The 14716-nt window shown below is 67.1% G+C and carries 16 protein-coding genes; 10 read left to right on the top strand and 6 right to left on the bottom strand.

Annotated features, from left to right (window positions below; genetic code table 11):
- Positions 1 to 4: 4 nt before the first annotated feature.
- Genes ACW5IY_RS09805 through ACW5IY_RS09790 form a run of 4 tightly spaced genes read left to right on the top strand, consistent with a single transcriptional unit; the run spans position 5 to position 3829 of the window.
- On the top strand, positions 5 to 775 hold the full coding sequence (locus ACW5IY_RS09805; RefSeq protein ID WP_049436292.1) for a class I SAM-dependent methyltransferase: 771 nt from the start codon (positions 5 to 7) through the stop codon (positions 773 to 775).
- 8 nt (positions 776 to 783) lie between these two features.
- A complete protein-coding gene (locus ACW5IY_RS09800; RefSeq protein ID WP_049436293.1) occupies positions 784 to 1839 on the top strand; it encodes a quinone-dependent dihydroorotate dehydrogenase in 1056 nt (351 codons plus the stop codon).
- Between the two features lie 8 nt (positions 1840 to 1847).
- A complete protein-coding gene (gene murB, locus ACW5IY_RS09795; RefSeq protein WP_049436341.1) occupies positions 1848 to 2909 on the top strand; it encodes a UDP-N-acetylmuramate dehydrogenase in 1062 nt (353 codons plus the stop codon).
- 32 nt (positions 2910 to 2941) lie between these two features.
- On the top strand, positions 2942 to 3829 hold the full coding sequence (locus tag ACW5IY_RS09790; RefSeq protein WP_049436294.1) for a DMT family transporter: 888 nt from the start codon (positions 2942 to 2944) through the stop codon (positions 3827 to 3829).
- A gap of 118 nt (positions 3830 to 3947) precedes the next feature.
- Here the strand turns inward: ACW5IY_RS09790 and ACW5IY_RS09785 are convergent, their stop codons facing one another.
- From ACW5IY_RS09785 to ACW5IY_RS09775, 3 genes are all read right to left on the bottom strand, one after another.
- A complete protein-coding gene (locus ACW5IY_RS09785; RefSeq protein ID WP_049436295.1) occupies positions 3948 to 4952 on the bottom strand; it encodes an aminoglycoside phosphotransferase family protein in 1005 nt (334 codons plus the stop codon).
- A gap of 99 nt (positions 4953 to 5051) precedes the next feature.
- On the bottom strand, positions 5052 to 6086 hold the full coding sequence (locus tag ACW5IY_RS09780; RefSeq protein WP_049436296.1) for a DUF418 domain-containing protein: 1035 nt from the start codon (positions 6084 to 6086) through the stop codon (positions 5052 to 5054).
- A complete protein-coding gene (locus ACW5IY_RS09775; protein ID WP_049436297.1) occupies positions 6083 to 6673 on the bottom strand; it encodes a TetR/AcrR family transcriptional regulator in 591 nt (196 codons plus the stop codon). Before ACW5IY_RS09775 ends, ACW5IY_RS09780 begins: the two co-directional genes overlap by 4 nt.
- Positions 6674 to 6816: 143 nt before the next feature.
- Between ACW5IY_RS09775 and ACW5IY_RS09770 the strand changes: the two genes are divergently transcribed.
- Entirely contained in the window at positions 6817 to 7242 is a 426-nt protein-coding gene (locus ACW5IY_RS09770; protein WP_049436298.1) for a DoxX family protein, read from the top strand.
- Here ACW5IY_RS09770 and ACW5IY_RS09765 read toward each other — a convergent pair.
- Both ACW5IY_RS09765 and ACW5IY_RS09760 read right to left on the bottom strand, forming a co-directional pair.
- Complete coding sequence (locus ACW5IY_RS09765; protein WP_425602565.1) at positions 7215 to 8009, bottom strand: APH(3')-II family aminoglycoside O-phosphotransferase; 795 nt, start codon at positions 8007 to 8009, stop codon at positions 7215 to 7217. The genes ACW5IY_RS09770 and ACW5IY_RS09765 overlap by 28 nt on opposite strands.
- Positions 8010 to 8059: 50 nt before the next feature.
- Positions 8060 to 8620 (bottom strand): DUF2938 domain-containing protein, encoded by a 561-nt coding sequence (locus ACW5IY_RS09760; protein WP_239682889.1) that lies wholly within the window; start codon positions 8618 to 8620, stop codon positions 8060 to 8062.
- On the opposite strand from ACW5IY_RS09760, the gene ACW5IY_RS09755 reads away from it, so the two are divergent.
- The 4 genes from ACW5IY_RS09755 to ACW5IY_RS09740 all read left to right on the top strand — a co-directional run bounded on the left by ACW5IY_RS09755 (position 8619) and on the right by ACW5IY_RS09740 (position 12811).
- Positions 8619 to 9284 (top strand): ArsR/SmtB family transcription factor, encoded by a 666-nt coding sequence (locus ACW5IY_RS09755; RefSeq protein ID WP_049436300.1) that lies wholly within the window; start codon positions 8619 to 8621, stop codon positions 9282 to 9284. The two genes, ACW5IY_RS09760 and ACW5IY_RS09755, sit on opposite strands and share 2 nt — an antisense overlap.
- A gap of 13 nt (positions 9285 to 9297) precedes the next feature.
- Positions 9298 to 10026 carry a GNAT family N-acetyltransferase gene (locus ACW5IY_RS09750; RefSeq protein ID WP_049436301.1) on the top strand — a complete coding sequence of 243 codons (729 nt, stop codon included), beginning with the start codon at positions 9298 to 9300 and terminating at the stop codon, positions 10024 to 10026.
- A gap of 28 nt (positions 10027 to 10054) precedes the next feature.
- A complete protein-coding gene (locus tag ACW5IY_RS09745) occupies positions 10055 to 10771 on the top strand; it encodes an SDR family oxidoreductase (RefSeq protein ID WP_049436302.1) in 717 nt (238 codons plus the stop codon).
- 93 nt (positions 10772 to 10864) lie between these two features.
- Complete coding sequence (locus tag ACW5IY_RS09740; protein ID WP_049436303.1) at positions 10865 to 12811, top strand: EAL domain-containing protein; 1947 nt, start codon at positions 10865 to 10867, stop codon at positions 12809 to 12811.
- Here the strand turns inward: ACW5IY_RS09740 and ACW5IY_RS09735 are convergent.
- Positions 12808 to 13419: a TetR/AcrR family transcriptional regulator gene (locus ACW5IY_RS09735; RefSeq protein ID WP_010484672.1), complete on the bottom strand. Its 612-nt coding sequence runs from the start codon at positions 13417 to 13419 to the stop codon at positions 12808 to 12810. The genes ACW5IY_RS09740 and ACW5IY_RS09735 overlap by 4 nt on opposite strands.
- A gap of 104 nt (positions 13420 to 13523) precedes the next feature.
- Here ACW5IY_RS09735 and ACW5IY_RS09730 point away from each other — a divergent pair, with 104 nt between their 5' ends.
- A complete protein-coding gene (locus ACW5IY_RS09730) occupies positions 13524 to 14600 on the top strand; it encodes an MBL fold metallo-hydrolase (RefSeq protein WP_043397118.1) in 1077 nt (358 codons plus the stop codon).
- Positions 14601 to 14716 lie beyond the last annotated feature (116 nt).

Genomic DNA, 14716 nt, shown 5'->3' with positions numbered 1-14716 from the left:
CATCATGACCACTTCCGACAGCACTGAACGCTTCAGCAGCCGCGTCGGCGACTACGTCCGCTACCGGCCCGATTACCCGCCCGCCCTGTTGGAGTGGCTGCATGGCCCGATGGGCGTCAGCCACGAGGCCGTGGTCGCCGACATGGGCGCCGGCACCGGCATCTCCAGCCGCCTGTTCCTGGCCACCGGCCATCCGGTGGTTGCCGTTGAACCGAATGCGGCCATGCGCGGCGCCGCCGAGGAATGGCTCGCACCGCAGTACCCACGGTTCAGCGCAGTCGATGGCCGCGCCGAGGCCACCGGGCTGAACGATGCCAGCGTTGACCTGGTCAGCGTTGCGCAGGCCTTCCACTGGTTCGATACCGTGGCGGTGCGCGCCGAGTGGCAGCGCATCCTGCGCCCGGGTGGCCTGGCACTGATCTACTGGAACTCGCGCCTGCTCGACGCCAGCCCGTTCCTGATCGGCTACGAACAGCTGTTGCTGGACTACGGCACCGACTACACCGCGGTGGCCGAGCGCTACCAGGACGACGCCACCATGCAGGCCTGGTTCGGCCCCGGCCTGCGCGGCATGGTGGAGCTGCCGAACGTGCAACATCTGGATTTCGACGCCCTGCGCGGGCGCCTGCTGTCCTCCTCCTATGCCCCGCAATCCGGTCATCCGCGCCACGCGCCGATGATCGACGCTCTGCAGGACCTGTTCGCCGCCCACGCGGTCGACGGCCAGGTCGCCTTTGAATATCGAACCCGAGCCTTCCTCGGCACGCTGGACTGAACCGACGCATGTATTCGCTTGCCCGCCCCTTCCTGTTCTCGCTCGACGCCGAGCGCGCCCACGGCCTCGGCCTGTCCGCACTGGACCTGGCCTATCGCACCGGCACCACGCCGCTGCTGGCCGCACGCATCGCGCCGATGCCGAGCACCGTGTTCGGGCTGACCTTCCCCAATCCGGTAGGCCTCGCTGCCGGCCTGGACAAGAATGGCGAGCACATCGATGCATTGTTCGCGCTGGGCTTCGGCTTCGTCGAGATCGGCACCATCACGCCGCGTCCGCAGGCCGGCAATCCGCAGCCGCGCCTGTTCCGCCTGCCGGCGCACAACGCGATCATCAACCGCATGGGCTTCAACAATGCGGGCGTGGACGCGCTGGTGCGCAACGTCGAGCGCGCGCGCAACCGCCGCGGCCTGCTCGGCATCAACATCGGCAAGAACAAAGACACCCCCAACGAACAGGCCGTGGACGATTACATCGCCTGCCTGAACAAGGTCTATCCGCTGGCCGACTACATCACCGTCAACATCTCCTCGCCCAACACCGCCGGCCTGCGTGAACTGCAGGAAGAAACCGCGCTGCGACAGCTGGTCAGCCAGCTGCGTGACCGCCAGGAAGACCTTGCAGCCCGCCACGGCCGCCGCGTGCCGATGCTGGTGAAGGTGGCGCCGGACCTCAGCGAACGCGACATCGATGCCGCCGCCCGCGTGCTCGGCGAGCTGCAGGTGGACGGCGTGATCGCCACCAACACCACCATCGACCACAGCAAGGTGGCTGGCGATCCACTGGCCAACGAGGCCGGCGGCCTGTCCGGTGCGCCGGTGCTGGAGCAGTCCACCCTGGTGCTGCGCCGCCTGCGCTCGCGCCTGCCCGAATCGGTGCCGCTGATCGGTGTCGGCGGCATCCTGTCCGGTGCCGACGCGGTAGCCAAGATGGCCGCCGGTGCTGCACTGGTGCAGTGTTACAGCGGCCTGATCTTCCGTGGACCGGCGCTGGTCTCCGAATGCGTGGAGGCGATCCGTCGCCGCCGCGAAGCGCCGAGCCGCGGCGCGGTGGCCCCACTGTGAGCGCGCCCATGGATACCATCGACGGCAACGCCCCGCTGCGCTGGACGCTCACACGCAATGCGCCGCTGCAGGCGCTGAACACCTTCCATGTGCAGGCCAGCGCAGCGCAGCTGCTGGAACTGCACGATGCCGCACTGCTGCCGGAAGTGCTCGCGCTGCCCGAGGTGGCCAACGGCCCGCTGTTGGTGCTGGGCAGCGGCAGCAACGTACTGATCGCCGAGGACCTGCCCGGCACCGTGCTGGTGTTCGGCAACCGTGATATCAGTTTCCTTGAACACCGCGCCGACCATGCGGTGATCCGCGCCGGTGCCGGCGTGCCCTGGCACGGGCTGGTGATGTGGTCGCTGCAGGAGGGCCTGTCCGGCCTGGAGAACCTGGCGCTGATTCCCGGCACCGCCGGTGCCGCGCCGATCCAGAACATCGGTGCCTACGGCGCGCAGGTCGGCGAATTCATCCAGGCCGTCGAGGCCTGGGACTGCCAGGAGCAGGCCTGGGTGCGGCTGGACAACGAACAGTGTGGCTTCGCCTACCGCGACAGCGTGTTCAAGCAACAGCCTGATCGCTACCTGATCACCGCCATCGAGCTCAAGCTGCCGCTGCTGCACGATCTGCGCATGGACTACGCCGGCATCCGCGAGGAACTGCAGGCACAGGGCGTGGAACTGCCGAGCGCGGTGGACGTGGCAAACGCGGTGATCGCGATCCGCCGCCGCAAGCTGCCCGACCCGGATGTACTGGGCAACGCCGGCAGCTTCTTCAAGAACCCGGTGCTGCCACTGGAACAGGTCGACGTGCTGCTGCAGCACTTCCCCGAACTGCCGGTGTTCCCGTCCGACCAGGACGGCAAGCGCAAGGTCTCGGCGGCATGGATGATCGAGTCCTGCGGCTGGAAGGGCTTCCGCGAAGGCGATGCCGGCGTGGCGCCGAGCCACGCACTGGTGCTGGTCAACCACGGCAACGCCACCGGTGCTGAACTGCTGGCGCTGGCGCGACGCATCTCCGCTTCGGTGCTGGAGAAGTTCGGCGTGCCGATCGAACCGGAGCCCCGCCTGCTCGGCGCACAGTGGTGAACAGCCCCGCCCTCTCCCCCAGCGCCACCCCGATGCGGGCGGCGCTGCTGATGCTCGGCAGCACCATGGCGTTCGGCCTGATGGCGGTGGCGATCCGCTATGCCACGCGCTATGTGCCGACCCAGGAAGTGGCGTTCTTCCGCAATGCCTTTGGCCTGCTCGCGTTGCTGCCGATGCTGCTGCGCCCCGGCCACGCGCCGCTGAAGACCCGGCAGCTGCCGCGCTATTTCGTGCGCAGTGCGATCGGCCTGGGCTCGATGCTGTGCGCGTTCTGGGCACTGGGCCACCTGCCGTTGGCACAGGCGGTTTCGCTGTCGTACTCGACGCCGCTGTTCGTCACGATTGCGGCGGTGCTGTGGTTGGGCGAGACCGTGCGCGTGCGCCGCTGGGCCGCGGTGGTGGTTGGATTCATCGGCGTGCTGGTGATCGTCCGCCCGGGCACCGCTGGCTTCACGGCTGGCAGCCTGGTCGCTGTCGGTGCGGCCGTGCTCAGCTCGCTGGTGGCGATCCAGATCAAGCAGCTGACCCGTATCGACAGCGCCGATACCGTGGTGCTCTATACCTACGTGTTCTGGGTGCCGCTGTCGCTGGTTCCTGCCCTGTTCGTCTGGGTCTGGCCCACCGGCATCGCCTGGCTGTGGCTGCTGGCCACCGGCGTGCTCGGCACTGTCGGCCAGCTGCTGTGGACGCGGGCGCTGCGCCTGGGCGAAGTCTCGGCGCTGACCCCGATCAGCTTCCTGCAGCTGCCGCTGGTGACGCTGTGCGGCTGGCTGCTGTTCAACGAAACGGTGGACCGCTGGACGATCATCGGCGCCGGCATCATCCTCGCCGCGAACGCCTACATCGCCCACCGCGAAGCCGTACTGTCGCGGCGTGCCGCAAGTGCAGCGGCCTCGGCAGCGGCCAAGCCCGCCGAGTAGATCCACGCCACACGTGGATGACGCTGCACTCCTCTGTAGAGCCGAGCCTACGCTCGGCTGCTCTTCGCGCTTCCACCGTTGACTGAGCGCGCAGGGTTCATCCACGCATGGCGTGGATCTACAGCCCGCGATACACCCGCTCCGCCGCATCGAGCACATTGCCCGGCGCGAACTGCTCGCCCAGGTAATGCAGTGACTGCCTGCGCAGTTGCGGCGAACGCTCCTCACCATCGCTGCCCAACAGCACCTGCTGGAACTCGATCAGGTCCTGGAGAATGCGCCAGTGCCGGTACCAGGCGATCCAGCGCGGGTCGCCGCGGTCGCTGCCGTAGCCGTCCTCGAAGCCCAACGGATTCTCACGCCCCCAGCGCCCGCCAACAGCCGCACCGATGAACATCAGGTCGCGCTCGCGCGGTGCCAGCGACAGGCCATCCCAGTCAATCAGGTGCAGGCCCCCGTCATTGCCCATCAGCAGGTTGCCGGCATGCAGATCGGTGTGGCACAGATGGAGGTCTACCGGCACGTCCTGCAATGCCGCGAGCAGCTCCCGTGCCTGCGCATGCAGCGCCGCGATGCGCGCATGCTGCCGGTCCCATACCGAAACGAAGGCGCGGCCCAGCCCGTCCTTCGCGGCCGCCAGGCCCTCGCCAGCCAGCCATTGCCCAACGGTTTCCAGCGCCGCGGTTTCCAGCCGTACGATCGGCAGCGCCTGCTGCAGGTCCGCTGGCAGCTGCGCGCCGTGCAGGCGCCGCAGCACCTCCCCCAGCCGTTTCCACTGCGTGCGGCTCAACGCCGCCTCGAACCCGGACTGGCCTTCCACATAAGGGAACAGGGTGAACTGCAATCCCCAACGCTGCACCGACGCACCACCGGTCAGTGCCGGCCACGGCGCGACGATCTCATCGATGCCCAGCGTGCCGCGCATCCAATGCAGGCTGTCCCACACTGCGGGGTCAACCTGGTAGGTGCGGCATTTCAACCACCACTGCCCGTGCCGCGCATCGACGCGATACACGCTGGCATTGGCGTCGGCACCCACCGGGCGTGGCACCACGGCGGTGGGGGTGATGCCATAGGATTGTTGCAGGACTTCGCCGAGATGCTGCGCCGAAGCGAATGACATGGATGCAAGCGGAAAGTGTTACCTGCCGCCACTATCGCAGATGCGCTCGCCACGACACAGACATGTCCGTCACAACATCGCCTCGGCACGACCAGAGAACTAGCCTGCGATGCGCCGCATCACCGCCTCCAGCGGGCCGCGCGCGAACTGCCACGACCACAGCCATGCCGCGCCCGTCGCCAGCATCAGGAACAGCAGTGCCCACAGCAGCACCGACGCCAGCGATGCACGGCCATCGAGCAGGCCCAGGCTTTCCAGCGTGCCCATGCCCAGCAGGATATGGCCGACGTACAGGGTCAGGGTCATGCGCCCGGCCGCGGTGAACGGCTCCAGCCAGTCCCCCGGTCGCACACGCGTCAGCCACAGGCAGGCGGCAATGACACTGCACGCCGCACCCGCACCCGTGAGTACGTAGGCCGGCCCCGGCGGCATTGGCTGCGTTCCCAGCCACGCCTGCCAGGGCGTTCCCTGCGCAAGCTGCTGCATGCCATGTCCGGCCGCGATCAGCAGCAGGCCCAGCACCAGCAGCGCGCGCTGGACACGCGGTTGCGACAGCTGCAGCCGTGCCAGCAGCATCCCCAGCAGGAAGAAGCACAGCCACGGCAGCAGCGGATGGAAGCCATTGAACAGAAGGTTGCGGGCCGCGCCCGGCCATTGCCACAGGTCGGCGTATTCCAGCGTCTGCCAGTTCCATCCCTGGCTGTAGTCCCAGTGCAGAAACGCCCAGAACGAACAGGCCGCCAGGCCCACGATGCTGGCCAACAATACCTGCGGCGAGGCACGCAGCCACAGCACGGCCAACGCGAAATACACCGCGTAGTAGTGAAGGATATCGGCCGGGAACAAGGTCAGGTTGAGCAGGCCCAGCACCATCAGGAACAGTGCGCGCCGCCAGGTCTGCACACTGGCCGGCCACCACCCCTGCCGCTGCGTGGCCAGCACCAGGCCAAGACCGGCCAGGGTGACGAACGTCGCCGAGGCTTTCCCTTCCAGCAGATGGAAGAACCCTGCCAGCCAACCCTCGCCCTCTGCGGGCACGGCCATCGCCAGACGGAAGTTGACCAGCACCATGCCGGCCAAGGCCAGGTAGCGCGCCAGATCAAGGCCGTGCAATCGCCGGTCAACGGCGCTCATGCGCGTGCCCCGAGCAGCAGCGCGAGCAGGCCAAGATCCAGCGATGCCTCATCGATGCCATCGGCTTCGCCCAGCCCCCGACGCAGCGCATCGCTTTCGATGGCATCCAGCAGCACCTGCGCCTGTAGCGCCGCTGCCAGCACGGGACGCCGCCGCTCGCGCTGCGCCACCTGCTGCAGGGCTTCGGCCAGCGTCATCTGCAATTGCCTGCGATTGGCCGCAAATGCCTCGGCCACGGCTGGATTGCGTGCACTCTCGGCCAGCACTTCGACGGCAAGCGTCGCCCATTCCGGCTGGCGGCACAGTGCGTGGAAGTCCTGAAGGAAAACCAGTACCTGTGCACGCTCGCCATCGGACGCGGCCAGTCGCTGCAGCAACGGTGCCAGTTCTTCGCTCTCGGCCACCGCCACTGCAAGGATGATCGCTTCCTTGCCCGGGAAGTGGTTGTAGAGATTGCCCAGGCTGACACCGGCCGCCTGCGCGATGTCACGCATGCTGGTCTGGTGGAATCCCTTTGCGACGAAGCACTGCAGTGCCGCCTGCAGGATCAGGGTCACGCGCTGCTCATTGCGGTCGATTCTGCTCATGCCACGAATAGTGAACGAACGTTCGTCCATTTTGAAGATCGTAACCCGGCCACCACCGGGCTTCGTTCAGGCAGCCTTGACCTCAACCGCTGTTGAGGCCCGATGCTGCCCGCCCCGCCCAACGCTCAACCCGGAGTTGCTGCATGCCACGGATGATCTCCACCCTGCTCGACAGCCGCGTGCTGTGGTTCCTCGCCCGACTGCTGCTGGCCGTGGTGTTCCTGTCCTCGGGTCTGGCCAAGCTGCTGGCGTGGGACAACAGCGTGGCCGAAATGCAGGCGGCCGGGCTTCAACCGCCTGCGCTGTTCAACATCGCCAGCGCCGTGGTGCTGCTGGGCGGCTCACTGTGCCTGCTGCTTGATCGCCTGCTATGGCTGGGCAGCGGCGCGCTGGCGGTGTTCATGCTGCTGACCATCGTCATCGTGCATACCTTCTGGACCAAGCACGGCGCGGAACAGCAGCTGGCGCTGTTCTTCGCGCTGGAACACCTGAGCGTGGTCGGTGGCCTGATCTGCGCGGCCATCGCCAGCCATGCGCGGGCTCAGAAGAACTCGTCGAGCAACCGGTAGAACGCCAGCCGGCGCTCATCAGCCACCACGCCATAGCGCCGGAACAGCGGCGCGACCCAACACGTGTCGCCGAAATTGTGAACCAGGCTGCGCGCGGCCAGCGCCAGGTCCTGGTAGCGGTCGGCCACGCCCAGCCGCCCACAGTCGATGAAACCACTGAAACGCCCCTCGACCGCCATCAGGTTCGGCAGGCACGCATCGCCATGGCTGACCACCAGATCTTCATGATCGGGCCGGGTGCTGCACAGTTCGGCGAACACCTGCTGTGCGCTCTGCCCCAGGCGCTCGTCATCGAAGTCATCGGCGTCGACCAGGCCCGCCTCCACCCTTGCCTGCGCGGCCTGCAGGCGCGAGGCCAATCGCTGGTCGAACGGACAGGCTGCCACCGGCAACACATGCAGCCCGCGCAGCGCGTCAGCCAGCAGTTCCACCAACTGCTGCGGCGCAAGTTCCGACGACGAGGCCAGGTCGCGGCCGGGCAGCGCACTCATCAGCAACCAGCGCCGGCCCGCTTCTTCGGCGGTGGCAATCACCGTTGGCGCCGGCTGTCCCTGTGCCTGCAGCCAGCGCAGGCGCGCGATCTCATCGCCCAGCTCACTGAAGGCGTCGATCACTTCCGACTTCAGGAAGGCGTCGGCCTGCCCGGGACGATGCACCCGCGCGACATCCGCACGCGACACGCCGATCGACTGCCGCTCGATGCGGGCATCGGCCAAGCCCTGCTGCCACGCTCGCGGCAAAGGCATGCCGTGGTTACCTGCGTGGATTGCATCCATTGCTGAGTGTTCCTGTTGTCGGTGGCCCCACGGATTCTCGCTCATCCGGCCCTGGCCATGGCCCACAGGCATGCCGAAAGGTACATGCCCAGCCCGAACACCGAATGTGCGAGCAGGCTGCGCAGGCGAGCCTTGACCGGTGCCGGCGTCCTGCACGCGGCAATGCCTGCGCCCATGCCGGGCTGCATGATGAAGAACGGCGCGACAATGCTCAGAATGCCGAACAACAGTGCCGGCAACGGCGTTGGCGACCGCACCCAGCCATCGCCGACGAACGCGAGCAGTGCCGCCGCGAAGATCACGCCGATCAGATAGTGCGCCGACCAACCCAGCACATGCTCCCCCTTTACCGGCGCGGCCCGGCCAATCGCCTCGTGGCGGAAGCGCCCGCGTGGCAGATGGCCGAGCCAGCGGCCGACCATCCCGAAGTCCAGCGTGGGAATGCCGAACACCCGGCGTTGCAGCACCGACCACAGGTCCAGCACGGCGGTGGCGCCAACGCCGATCACCAGCGCGCCCGCCAGGAATGCCGCAGATCCGTTCATGATGAATACCATCAATTCTTTGCTTGAATGATAGATCGATGGTAGCGTACTGATCATGAACGCTACAAGTCACCTGCCGCCGTCGCCGCTGGAGGCGCTGGCCGAGATCGCCCGCACACTCGGCCATGCCCATCGGCTCGCGCTGCTGGAGCACGTCGCCCAGGGCGAACGCGCAGTGGAACGCCTGGCCGAGCTGACCGGGCTCTCGGTGGCCAACACCTCCCAGCATCTGCAGCAGCTGCGCCGCGCCGGCCTGGTGCAGACCCGCCGCGATGGCAAGCGCATCCTCTACCGCAGTGGTGACGGCCCGCTGGGCAATCTGCTGGCCGCACTGCGCGACTATGCCGACCATCAGCGCAGCGAGATGCACGGCGTGATCGCCGACAGCGTGCATCGCCGCGACACGCTGGAAGGGCTGACCGTTGAGCAGCTGCTGGCGCAGCGAAGCGACGTGGTGCTGCTGGATGTGCGTCCGCGCGAAGAATTCGATCTGGGCCACCTGCCCGGCGCGCTGAACATTCCCGCTACGGAACTGCACGAACGGATGGACGAACTGCCGCGCGACGTCCACATTGTCGCGTACTGCCGCGGCCCCTACTGCGTGCTTTCAAGCGCTGCCGTAACGCAGCTGCGCGACGCCGGACTGACCGCGCAGCGCCTCGCTGCCGGCTATCCGGAATGGAAGGCGGCCGGACTGCAGGTGGATCTGCCCGCACACTGAGCGAGACTTTGTCATGGATGATGCCTTCTCCCCGTTGATCCATGCCGCCTGGCAGGGCGTGTTCGCCGGGGCTCGCACGTTGCAGAACGATCGGATGCTGCGCCTGGCGTGCAGTGATGATCTCGACGAGGGCGAGGACGGCATGCTGCTGCAGCCAGTCGCGGGCCCCGCACGCGCACTGTTGCGCCCTGCACTGGCGGCTCGCCTGCACCTGCACGCGCAACCGCACTGGACGCTGGCGCAGCTGCAACAGCGCCTGCAGCAGCTCGGCCAGCGCACGCATGGTGCGGATCGCGTCTTCTATTTCCCTGCCGCAGAACTTGCAGCCCTGGCCGAGCGCCGGGCACCGCCACACATTCGCCGTCTCGACCCGGCCGACGCCGCCGCGTTCGACGTGTTCCAGGCGAGCGCCAGCGAAGAGGATCTGGATGCGGCCTGGGTTGAACTGGACCACTGGCAGGTGTTCGGCGCCTTCGATGGCGAGCGGCTGGTTGCCGCGGGAAGCATGTACCCGTGGGGCCTGGATCCGGCCCTGGCCGACATGGGCGTGCTGACCCTGCCCGAGGCCCGCGGTCGCGGGCACGCGCGCCAGCTGGTACACGCCATGGCCGTGTCCGCACAGACGGCCGGGCTGCAGCCTCAGTACCGCTGCCAGCTCGACAACACCGCCTCGATCATCACCGCCGAGCGCAGCGGCCTGCGTGCGTTCGCCGATTGGGACACCGTTCTGGCAGTCGATTGAGGCTGCCGCAGTACAACAAGGAAGCAGCATGAAATTGATGGTCATCGGCGCCAGCAGGGGCCTGGGTCGGGCGTTCGTGGAAGGCCTGTGCAGTGCGGGCGACACCGTCATCGGCGTTTCGCGCAAGCGTCCACGCGATCTTGAATGCCCCGAGGGTGTCACTCTGCAGTGGATCGAAGCCGATCTGTCCCAGCCCACCCTGGCTGCCAATCACATCTCAGCGCAGGCACCGGCCGATCTGGATGTGCTGATCCACAACGTGGGCATCTGGGAAGAGACCGCCTTCAGCGACGAGTACGCCTTCCTCGACGAGAGCGATGCCGCGCTCACCCAACTGGTCGACGTCAACATCACCGCCACCCTGGTGCTGCTGCAGCGCCTGCTGCCGCGGGTGCTGGGCGCACCACGCCCGCAGCTGGTGCTGACCGGCTCGACCTCGGCGCTGCCGCGCAGCGGCCGCCCGGAAGTGGCGTTCGGCGCATCCAAGTTCGCACTCAACGGCATCGCCGATGCACTGCGCGAGGGCTTCCGCGATCGCCGCCTGGCGGTGACCAGCCTGCAGCTGGGCTACCTCAACACCGACGATGCACTGTCGGTGCCGGTTGCAGAGGCCGCAGCGCGCGGCGACGGCGAACGGGTGCCCGTGCATGACGTCGTTGCGATGGTGCGCGCGCTGCTGCAGTTGTCAGCGTCCGGCTTCGTGCGCGAACTGGTACTGCCGGCCATCGCCGACCCGCGCTACTGACTGCAGAGACCTTGGTCGGGCCCTTGGTGGCCGCGTAGGCGCCTGTGGTTTACCCTGCTCGCACTGGCCGTCGGTCACAGGCGGGAACCTGCTATGGATGCGCTTTCACGGGTCTCGGCCCAGGTCCTGGACAGCGCCCTGCCCAGCCTGCCGCTGTACCTGCTGCAGGCCACGGCAGTGATCGGCATGATCGGCGTGCTGCTGATCGCCACCCGTCGCGCCGGCCACGCCATTGAAGGCCGCCGGCTGTACGTGGGCGTAGCGCTGGGCCTGATCTACCTGTTCAACGCCTGGTTCGTGGCCCGCTATACCCAGGGCGTGGTCAAGCTCCACCTGGGTTTCGACATCCTGGTGGTCAGCGGACTGCTCGGCGGCTGGCGCGGCGGCCTGGCCTGCCTGGGTGCCAGCCTGCTGGCCCGCTACCAGTTCGCCGGCACCCAGTATTTCCTGCCGGCCGGCCTTGAGGCCACGCTGCAGATGCTGGCCGGCGTCTGGCTGCGCAGGCGCCTGCACCCGCGCATGCTCAATGAACTCTCGCTGCGCATGATCCTGCAGGCCTGGGGCGTGCGTATCGTCGTCACTGCGTTGGGCCTGGCACTGGGCGTCGCAATCATCGGCGCCCATCAGCTGCCCGTGGAGGAGTTGGCAATCCAGCGCCTGCTGGCACTGCCGCTGTCACTGCTGATGCTGGGCGCAGTGTTCGCACTGGTCTACAACGATGCGCAGATCGATGCACAGCGCCAGCGCGAACACGCCTGGCTGCGCATCGATCCGATCAGTGGCCTGCCCAACATGCGTGCGCTCGGCGAACGCCTGCAGCATTACTGGCGCGACAACGACGGCATCGGCAAGGCCTGCCTGATCGTGGCCGAGATGGGCAACCTGCGCGACCTGCGCCTGCGCTACGGTCCGCTGCAGGACAACGGCCTGTGGCAGCGCGACAGCACTGAAGAGGTGCATCGGCTGCTGCCCTCGCTGCCGGCCGGCCAGCTGGAGATCTACCAGTTCGGCGATGCCGCGCTGGCGATCCTGGTGCGCGACCTGACCTTGTCCGAACTGCGCACGCAACCGCAGATCACCGAGCTGGCCAGCAACCTGGCCGATCGGGTCGGCCGCGATTGGCCCGGCTTCCGGCCGCTGTTCCGCTGCGCGGTAGTCGAACTGAAGCCACCGGCCGCGGCAGACGATGGCCACCTGCCCTTCCGGGCAATCACCGTGGCGCTGAGTGCGATCGAATCCGGCGTCGTGTTCTTCGACGACCCGATCCAGCGCGACAGCGAGATCGACGCCCTGATTGAAGTCGCCCTTGATCGCTGGCTGCAGCAGGGCGACGCCCCGCTGTGCTACCAGCCCAAGCATCGCCTGCAGGATCGCCAGCTGGTCGGCGCCGAAGCACTGCTGCGCATGCGCGACGGCGAGGGCCGGCTGATCGCGCCGATGCGGGTGATCTCGCTGCTGCGCCGGCAGGGGCGGCTGGCTGAACTGGAATGGGCCACGCTGCAGTCGGCCATCCACTTCCTGCAGCAGTGCCGACGCGATGGCACGCAGCTGAAAATCGCCGTGAATGTTTCGGCCGAGTCACTGCGCCGGCCCGACTTCGGCCTGCGCCTGCAGGAACTGCTGGCACTGCACGATGTGCCTGGCGTGATGCTGCGCCTGGAGATCGTCGAATGGACCGAGATCGTCGAGCGCGACGTGGTCGATGCCAACATCGCACAGCTGCTGGCGGCGGAGGTCACGTTGTCACTGGATGATTTCGGTGCCGGCTATTCAACCCTGATCCTGCTCTCGCAGCTGGCCATCGCCGAGGTCAAGATCGAGCAGGCGCTGATCGCCACGCTGTCCGACGCCAAGTCGCAGTCGATCGTGCGCTTCATCGTGGAAGTCGCGCACCGCTGCGGTGCGATCGTGGTGGCCGAAGGTACCGAAACCTTGGCGCAGGAACAGCAATTGCGCGCACTGGGTGTGGATGTCGGCCAGGGCTATCTGTACTCGGCGGCGCTGCCGGCCGACGAGTTCCGCCGCTTCGCTGCCAGCTAGACCGCGTAGAAACCCAGGAACATCGCCACCGCCGATTCGGCAACGCGTGCACGCTCCTGTGCGCTCAACGGTGCCTGCCCCATCGTCACCTGTGGCCAGAACGCGAAGCTCTTCACCAACCCATGCAGCTGGTGGCCGGCGAACTCCGGATCGACCTCGCGCAGTCGGCCATCGGCGATGGCCGCGCGGATCCAGGCACTCTCGCCGCTTTCCTTTTCGCCCATGCGGCAGACGATGGCCTGCGCGCGCTCCGGCGAATGAATGATCTCGGCCATCGCCACCCGCGCCAGGTCAATGAAGTTGGCATCGCTGAGCAGTTCCAGCTTCTGGCCGAGCAACTGCAGCAGCTGCGCCTGCAGCGGCTGGTCGGCGCGGTACGGCAACGCGTCGCTGGCCACGCTGCGTTCCCACAGCTCCTCCAGGATCATCGAGAACAACGCTTCCTTGCTTGGGAAGTGGTTGTAGACGGTGCGCTTGGAGACCCCGGCCGCCTCGGCGATCCGGTCCATGCTGGTGGCCTCGTAGCCCGAAGCACGGAACTCCTCCACCGCTGCGCGCACGATGGCGTCGCGTTTACGGTCGGTCAGGCGTTGCGGGGCTCGGGGCATGGCGGAAACCGGATAACTGAACGGATGCGCACATTTTACACCCGACAGTGTACTTTTGAAAAACACGAAACTACACTGTGCAGTGTACCCAGCGGACGTCACCCATGAAGCGCCTGCTCCTTGTCCTTTTGCTTGGAATCCTCGCCGTGACCGCCTACACCTTCTGCAAGTCCTGGTCCCTCCCCGACTTCCCCGATTCGCCGCAGTATCGCGACGGCAAGTTCCGCAATGCCCTGCCCCGTCCGGCGATGGGCCTGCGCGACGGTGCGGAGATCTGGTGGACGTTCCTCTTCAACAAACCCAAGGGCACCGTGCCCGCGCACCCGATTCCGGTGCTGCCGCTGGACCGCGCCACCCTCGACGCCGCGCCGGACCGCAGCCTGTTCCGGATCGGTCACTCCACGATCCTGCTGAAGCTGCGCGGCCAGTACTGGCTCACCGATCCGGTGTTCTCCGAGCGCGCCTCGCCGGTGCAGTGGATGGGCCCGGCACGCTTCCATGCACCGCCGATCAGCATCGACGAACTGCCGCCGATTGCCGGCGTGATCCTCTCGCACAACCACTACGACCACCTGGATCATGCCGCCGTGATGCAGCTGGCCGGCAAGACCGCGCGCTTCATCGCCCCGCTCGGCGTCGGCGACCAGCTGATCGCCTGGGGTGTGGACGCCAGCAAGGTCGAACAGCTGGACTGGTGGCAATCGACCGAAGCCAACGGCCTGCGCCTGACCGCCACCCCGGGCCAGCATTTCTCTGGCCGCGGACTGGGCGACAGTGATCGCAGCCTGTGGGCGTCGTGGGTGATCCAGGACGGTGACTTCCGCATCTTCTTCAGCGGCGACACCGGCTACTTCGATGGCTTCAAGGCCATCGGCGAAAAGTATGGCCCGTTCGATCTGACCATGATCGAGACCGGCGCCTATGATCCGCGCTGGGCGTTCGTGCACATGCAGCCAGAACAGACGCTGCAGGCGCACCTGGACCTGCGCGGCAAGTGGCTGCTGCCGATCCACAACGGCACCTTCGACCTGGCCCTGCACGCATGGCAGCAGCCGTTCGAGCGCATCACCGCATTGGCGGCCGCAAAGAATGTGCCGGTGTCCACGCCGATGATGGGCGAAGCACTGGACATGCAGGCGCCACAGGCGGGTACGCGCTGGTGGGAGACGGTGGAGCTGTAGCGTGCGGTGCGCTTGACCTGCCGGAGACCATGTAGAGCCGAGCCATGCTCGGCTGCGTCAACCACAGAAGCGGCCTGCGACGCTGCAGTGCGTCATGTAACCGATTACATCCCTTG

This window comes from Stenotrophomonas sp. C-A, assembly GCF_054030835.1.
The sequence above is the reverse complement of the archived record's forward strand: the minus strand, read 5'-3'. Positions and strand labels throughout refer to the sequence as shown.

What these genes read in the sequence shown, in the direction of transcription:
- ACW5IY_RS09800 (WP_049436293.1), top strand. Translation starts at nt 784, where the DNA reads ATGTATTCGCTTGCCCGCCCCTTCCTGTTCTCGCTCGACGCCGAGCGC.
- ACW5IY_RS09770 (WP_049436298.1), top strand. Translation starts at nt 6,817, where the DNA reads ATGCCACGGATGATCTCCACCCTGCTCGACAGCCGCGTGCTGTGGTTC.
- ACW5IY_RS09785 (WP_049436295.1), bottom strand. Translation starts at nt 4,952, where the DNA reads ATGTCATTCGCTTCGGCGCAGCATCTCGGCGAAGTCCTGCAACAATCC.
- ACW5IY_RS09740 (WP_049436303.1), top strand. Translation starts at nt 10,865, where the DNA reads ATGGATGCGCTTTCACGGGTCTCGGCCCAGGTCCTGGACAGCGCCCTG.
- ACW5IY_RS09755 (WP_049436300.1), top strand. Translation starts at nt 8,619, where the DNA reads ATGAACGCTACAAGTCACCTGCCGCCGTCGCCGCTGGAGGCGCTGGCC.
- ACW5IY_RS09760 (WP_239682889.1), bottom strand. Translation starts at nt 8,620, where the DNA reads ATGATCAGTACGCTACCATCGATCTATCATTCAAGCAAAGAATTGATG.
- ACW5IY_RS09790 (WP_049436294.1), top strand. Translation starts at nt 2,942, where the DNA reads ATGCGGGCGGCGCTGCTGATGCTCGGCAGCACCATGGCGTTCGGCCTG.
- ACW5IY_RS09735 (WP_010484672.1), bottom strand. Translation starts at nt 13,419, where the DNA reads ATGCCCCGAGCCCCGCAACGCCTGACCGACCGTAAACGCGACGCCATC.
- ACW5IY_RS09750 (WP_049436301.1), top strand. Translation starts at nt 9,298, where the DNA reads ATGGATGATGCCTTCTCCCCGTTGATCCATGCCGCCTGGCAGGGCGTG.
- ACW5IY_RS09745 (WP_049436302.1), top strand. Translation starts at nt 10,055, where the DNA reads ATGAAATTGATGGTCATCGGCGCCAGCAGGGGCCTGGGTCGGGCGTTC.
- ACW5IY_RS09805 (WP_049436292.1), top strand. Translation starts at nt 5, where the DNA reads ATGACCACTTCCGACAGCACTGAACGCTTCAGCAGCCGCGTCGGCGAC.
- ACW5IY_RS09780 (WP_049436296.1), bottom strand. Translation starts at nt 6,086, where the DNA reads ATGAGCGCCGTTGACCGGCGATTGCACGGCCTTGATCTGGCGCGCTAC.
- murB (WP_049436341.1), top strand. Translation starts at nt 1,848, where the DNA reads ATGGATACCATCGACGGCAACGCCCCGCTGCGCTGGACGCTCACACGC.
- ACW5IY_RS09775 (WP_049436297.1), bottom strand. Translation starts at nt 6,673, where the DNA reads ATGAGCAGAATCGACCGCAATGAGCAGCGCGTGACCCTGATCCTGCAG.
- ACW5IY_RS09730 (WP_043397118.1), top strand. Translation starts at nt 13,524, where the DNA reads ATGAAGCGCCTGCTCCTTGTCCTTTTGCTTGGAATCCTCGCCGTGACC.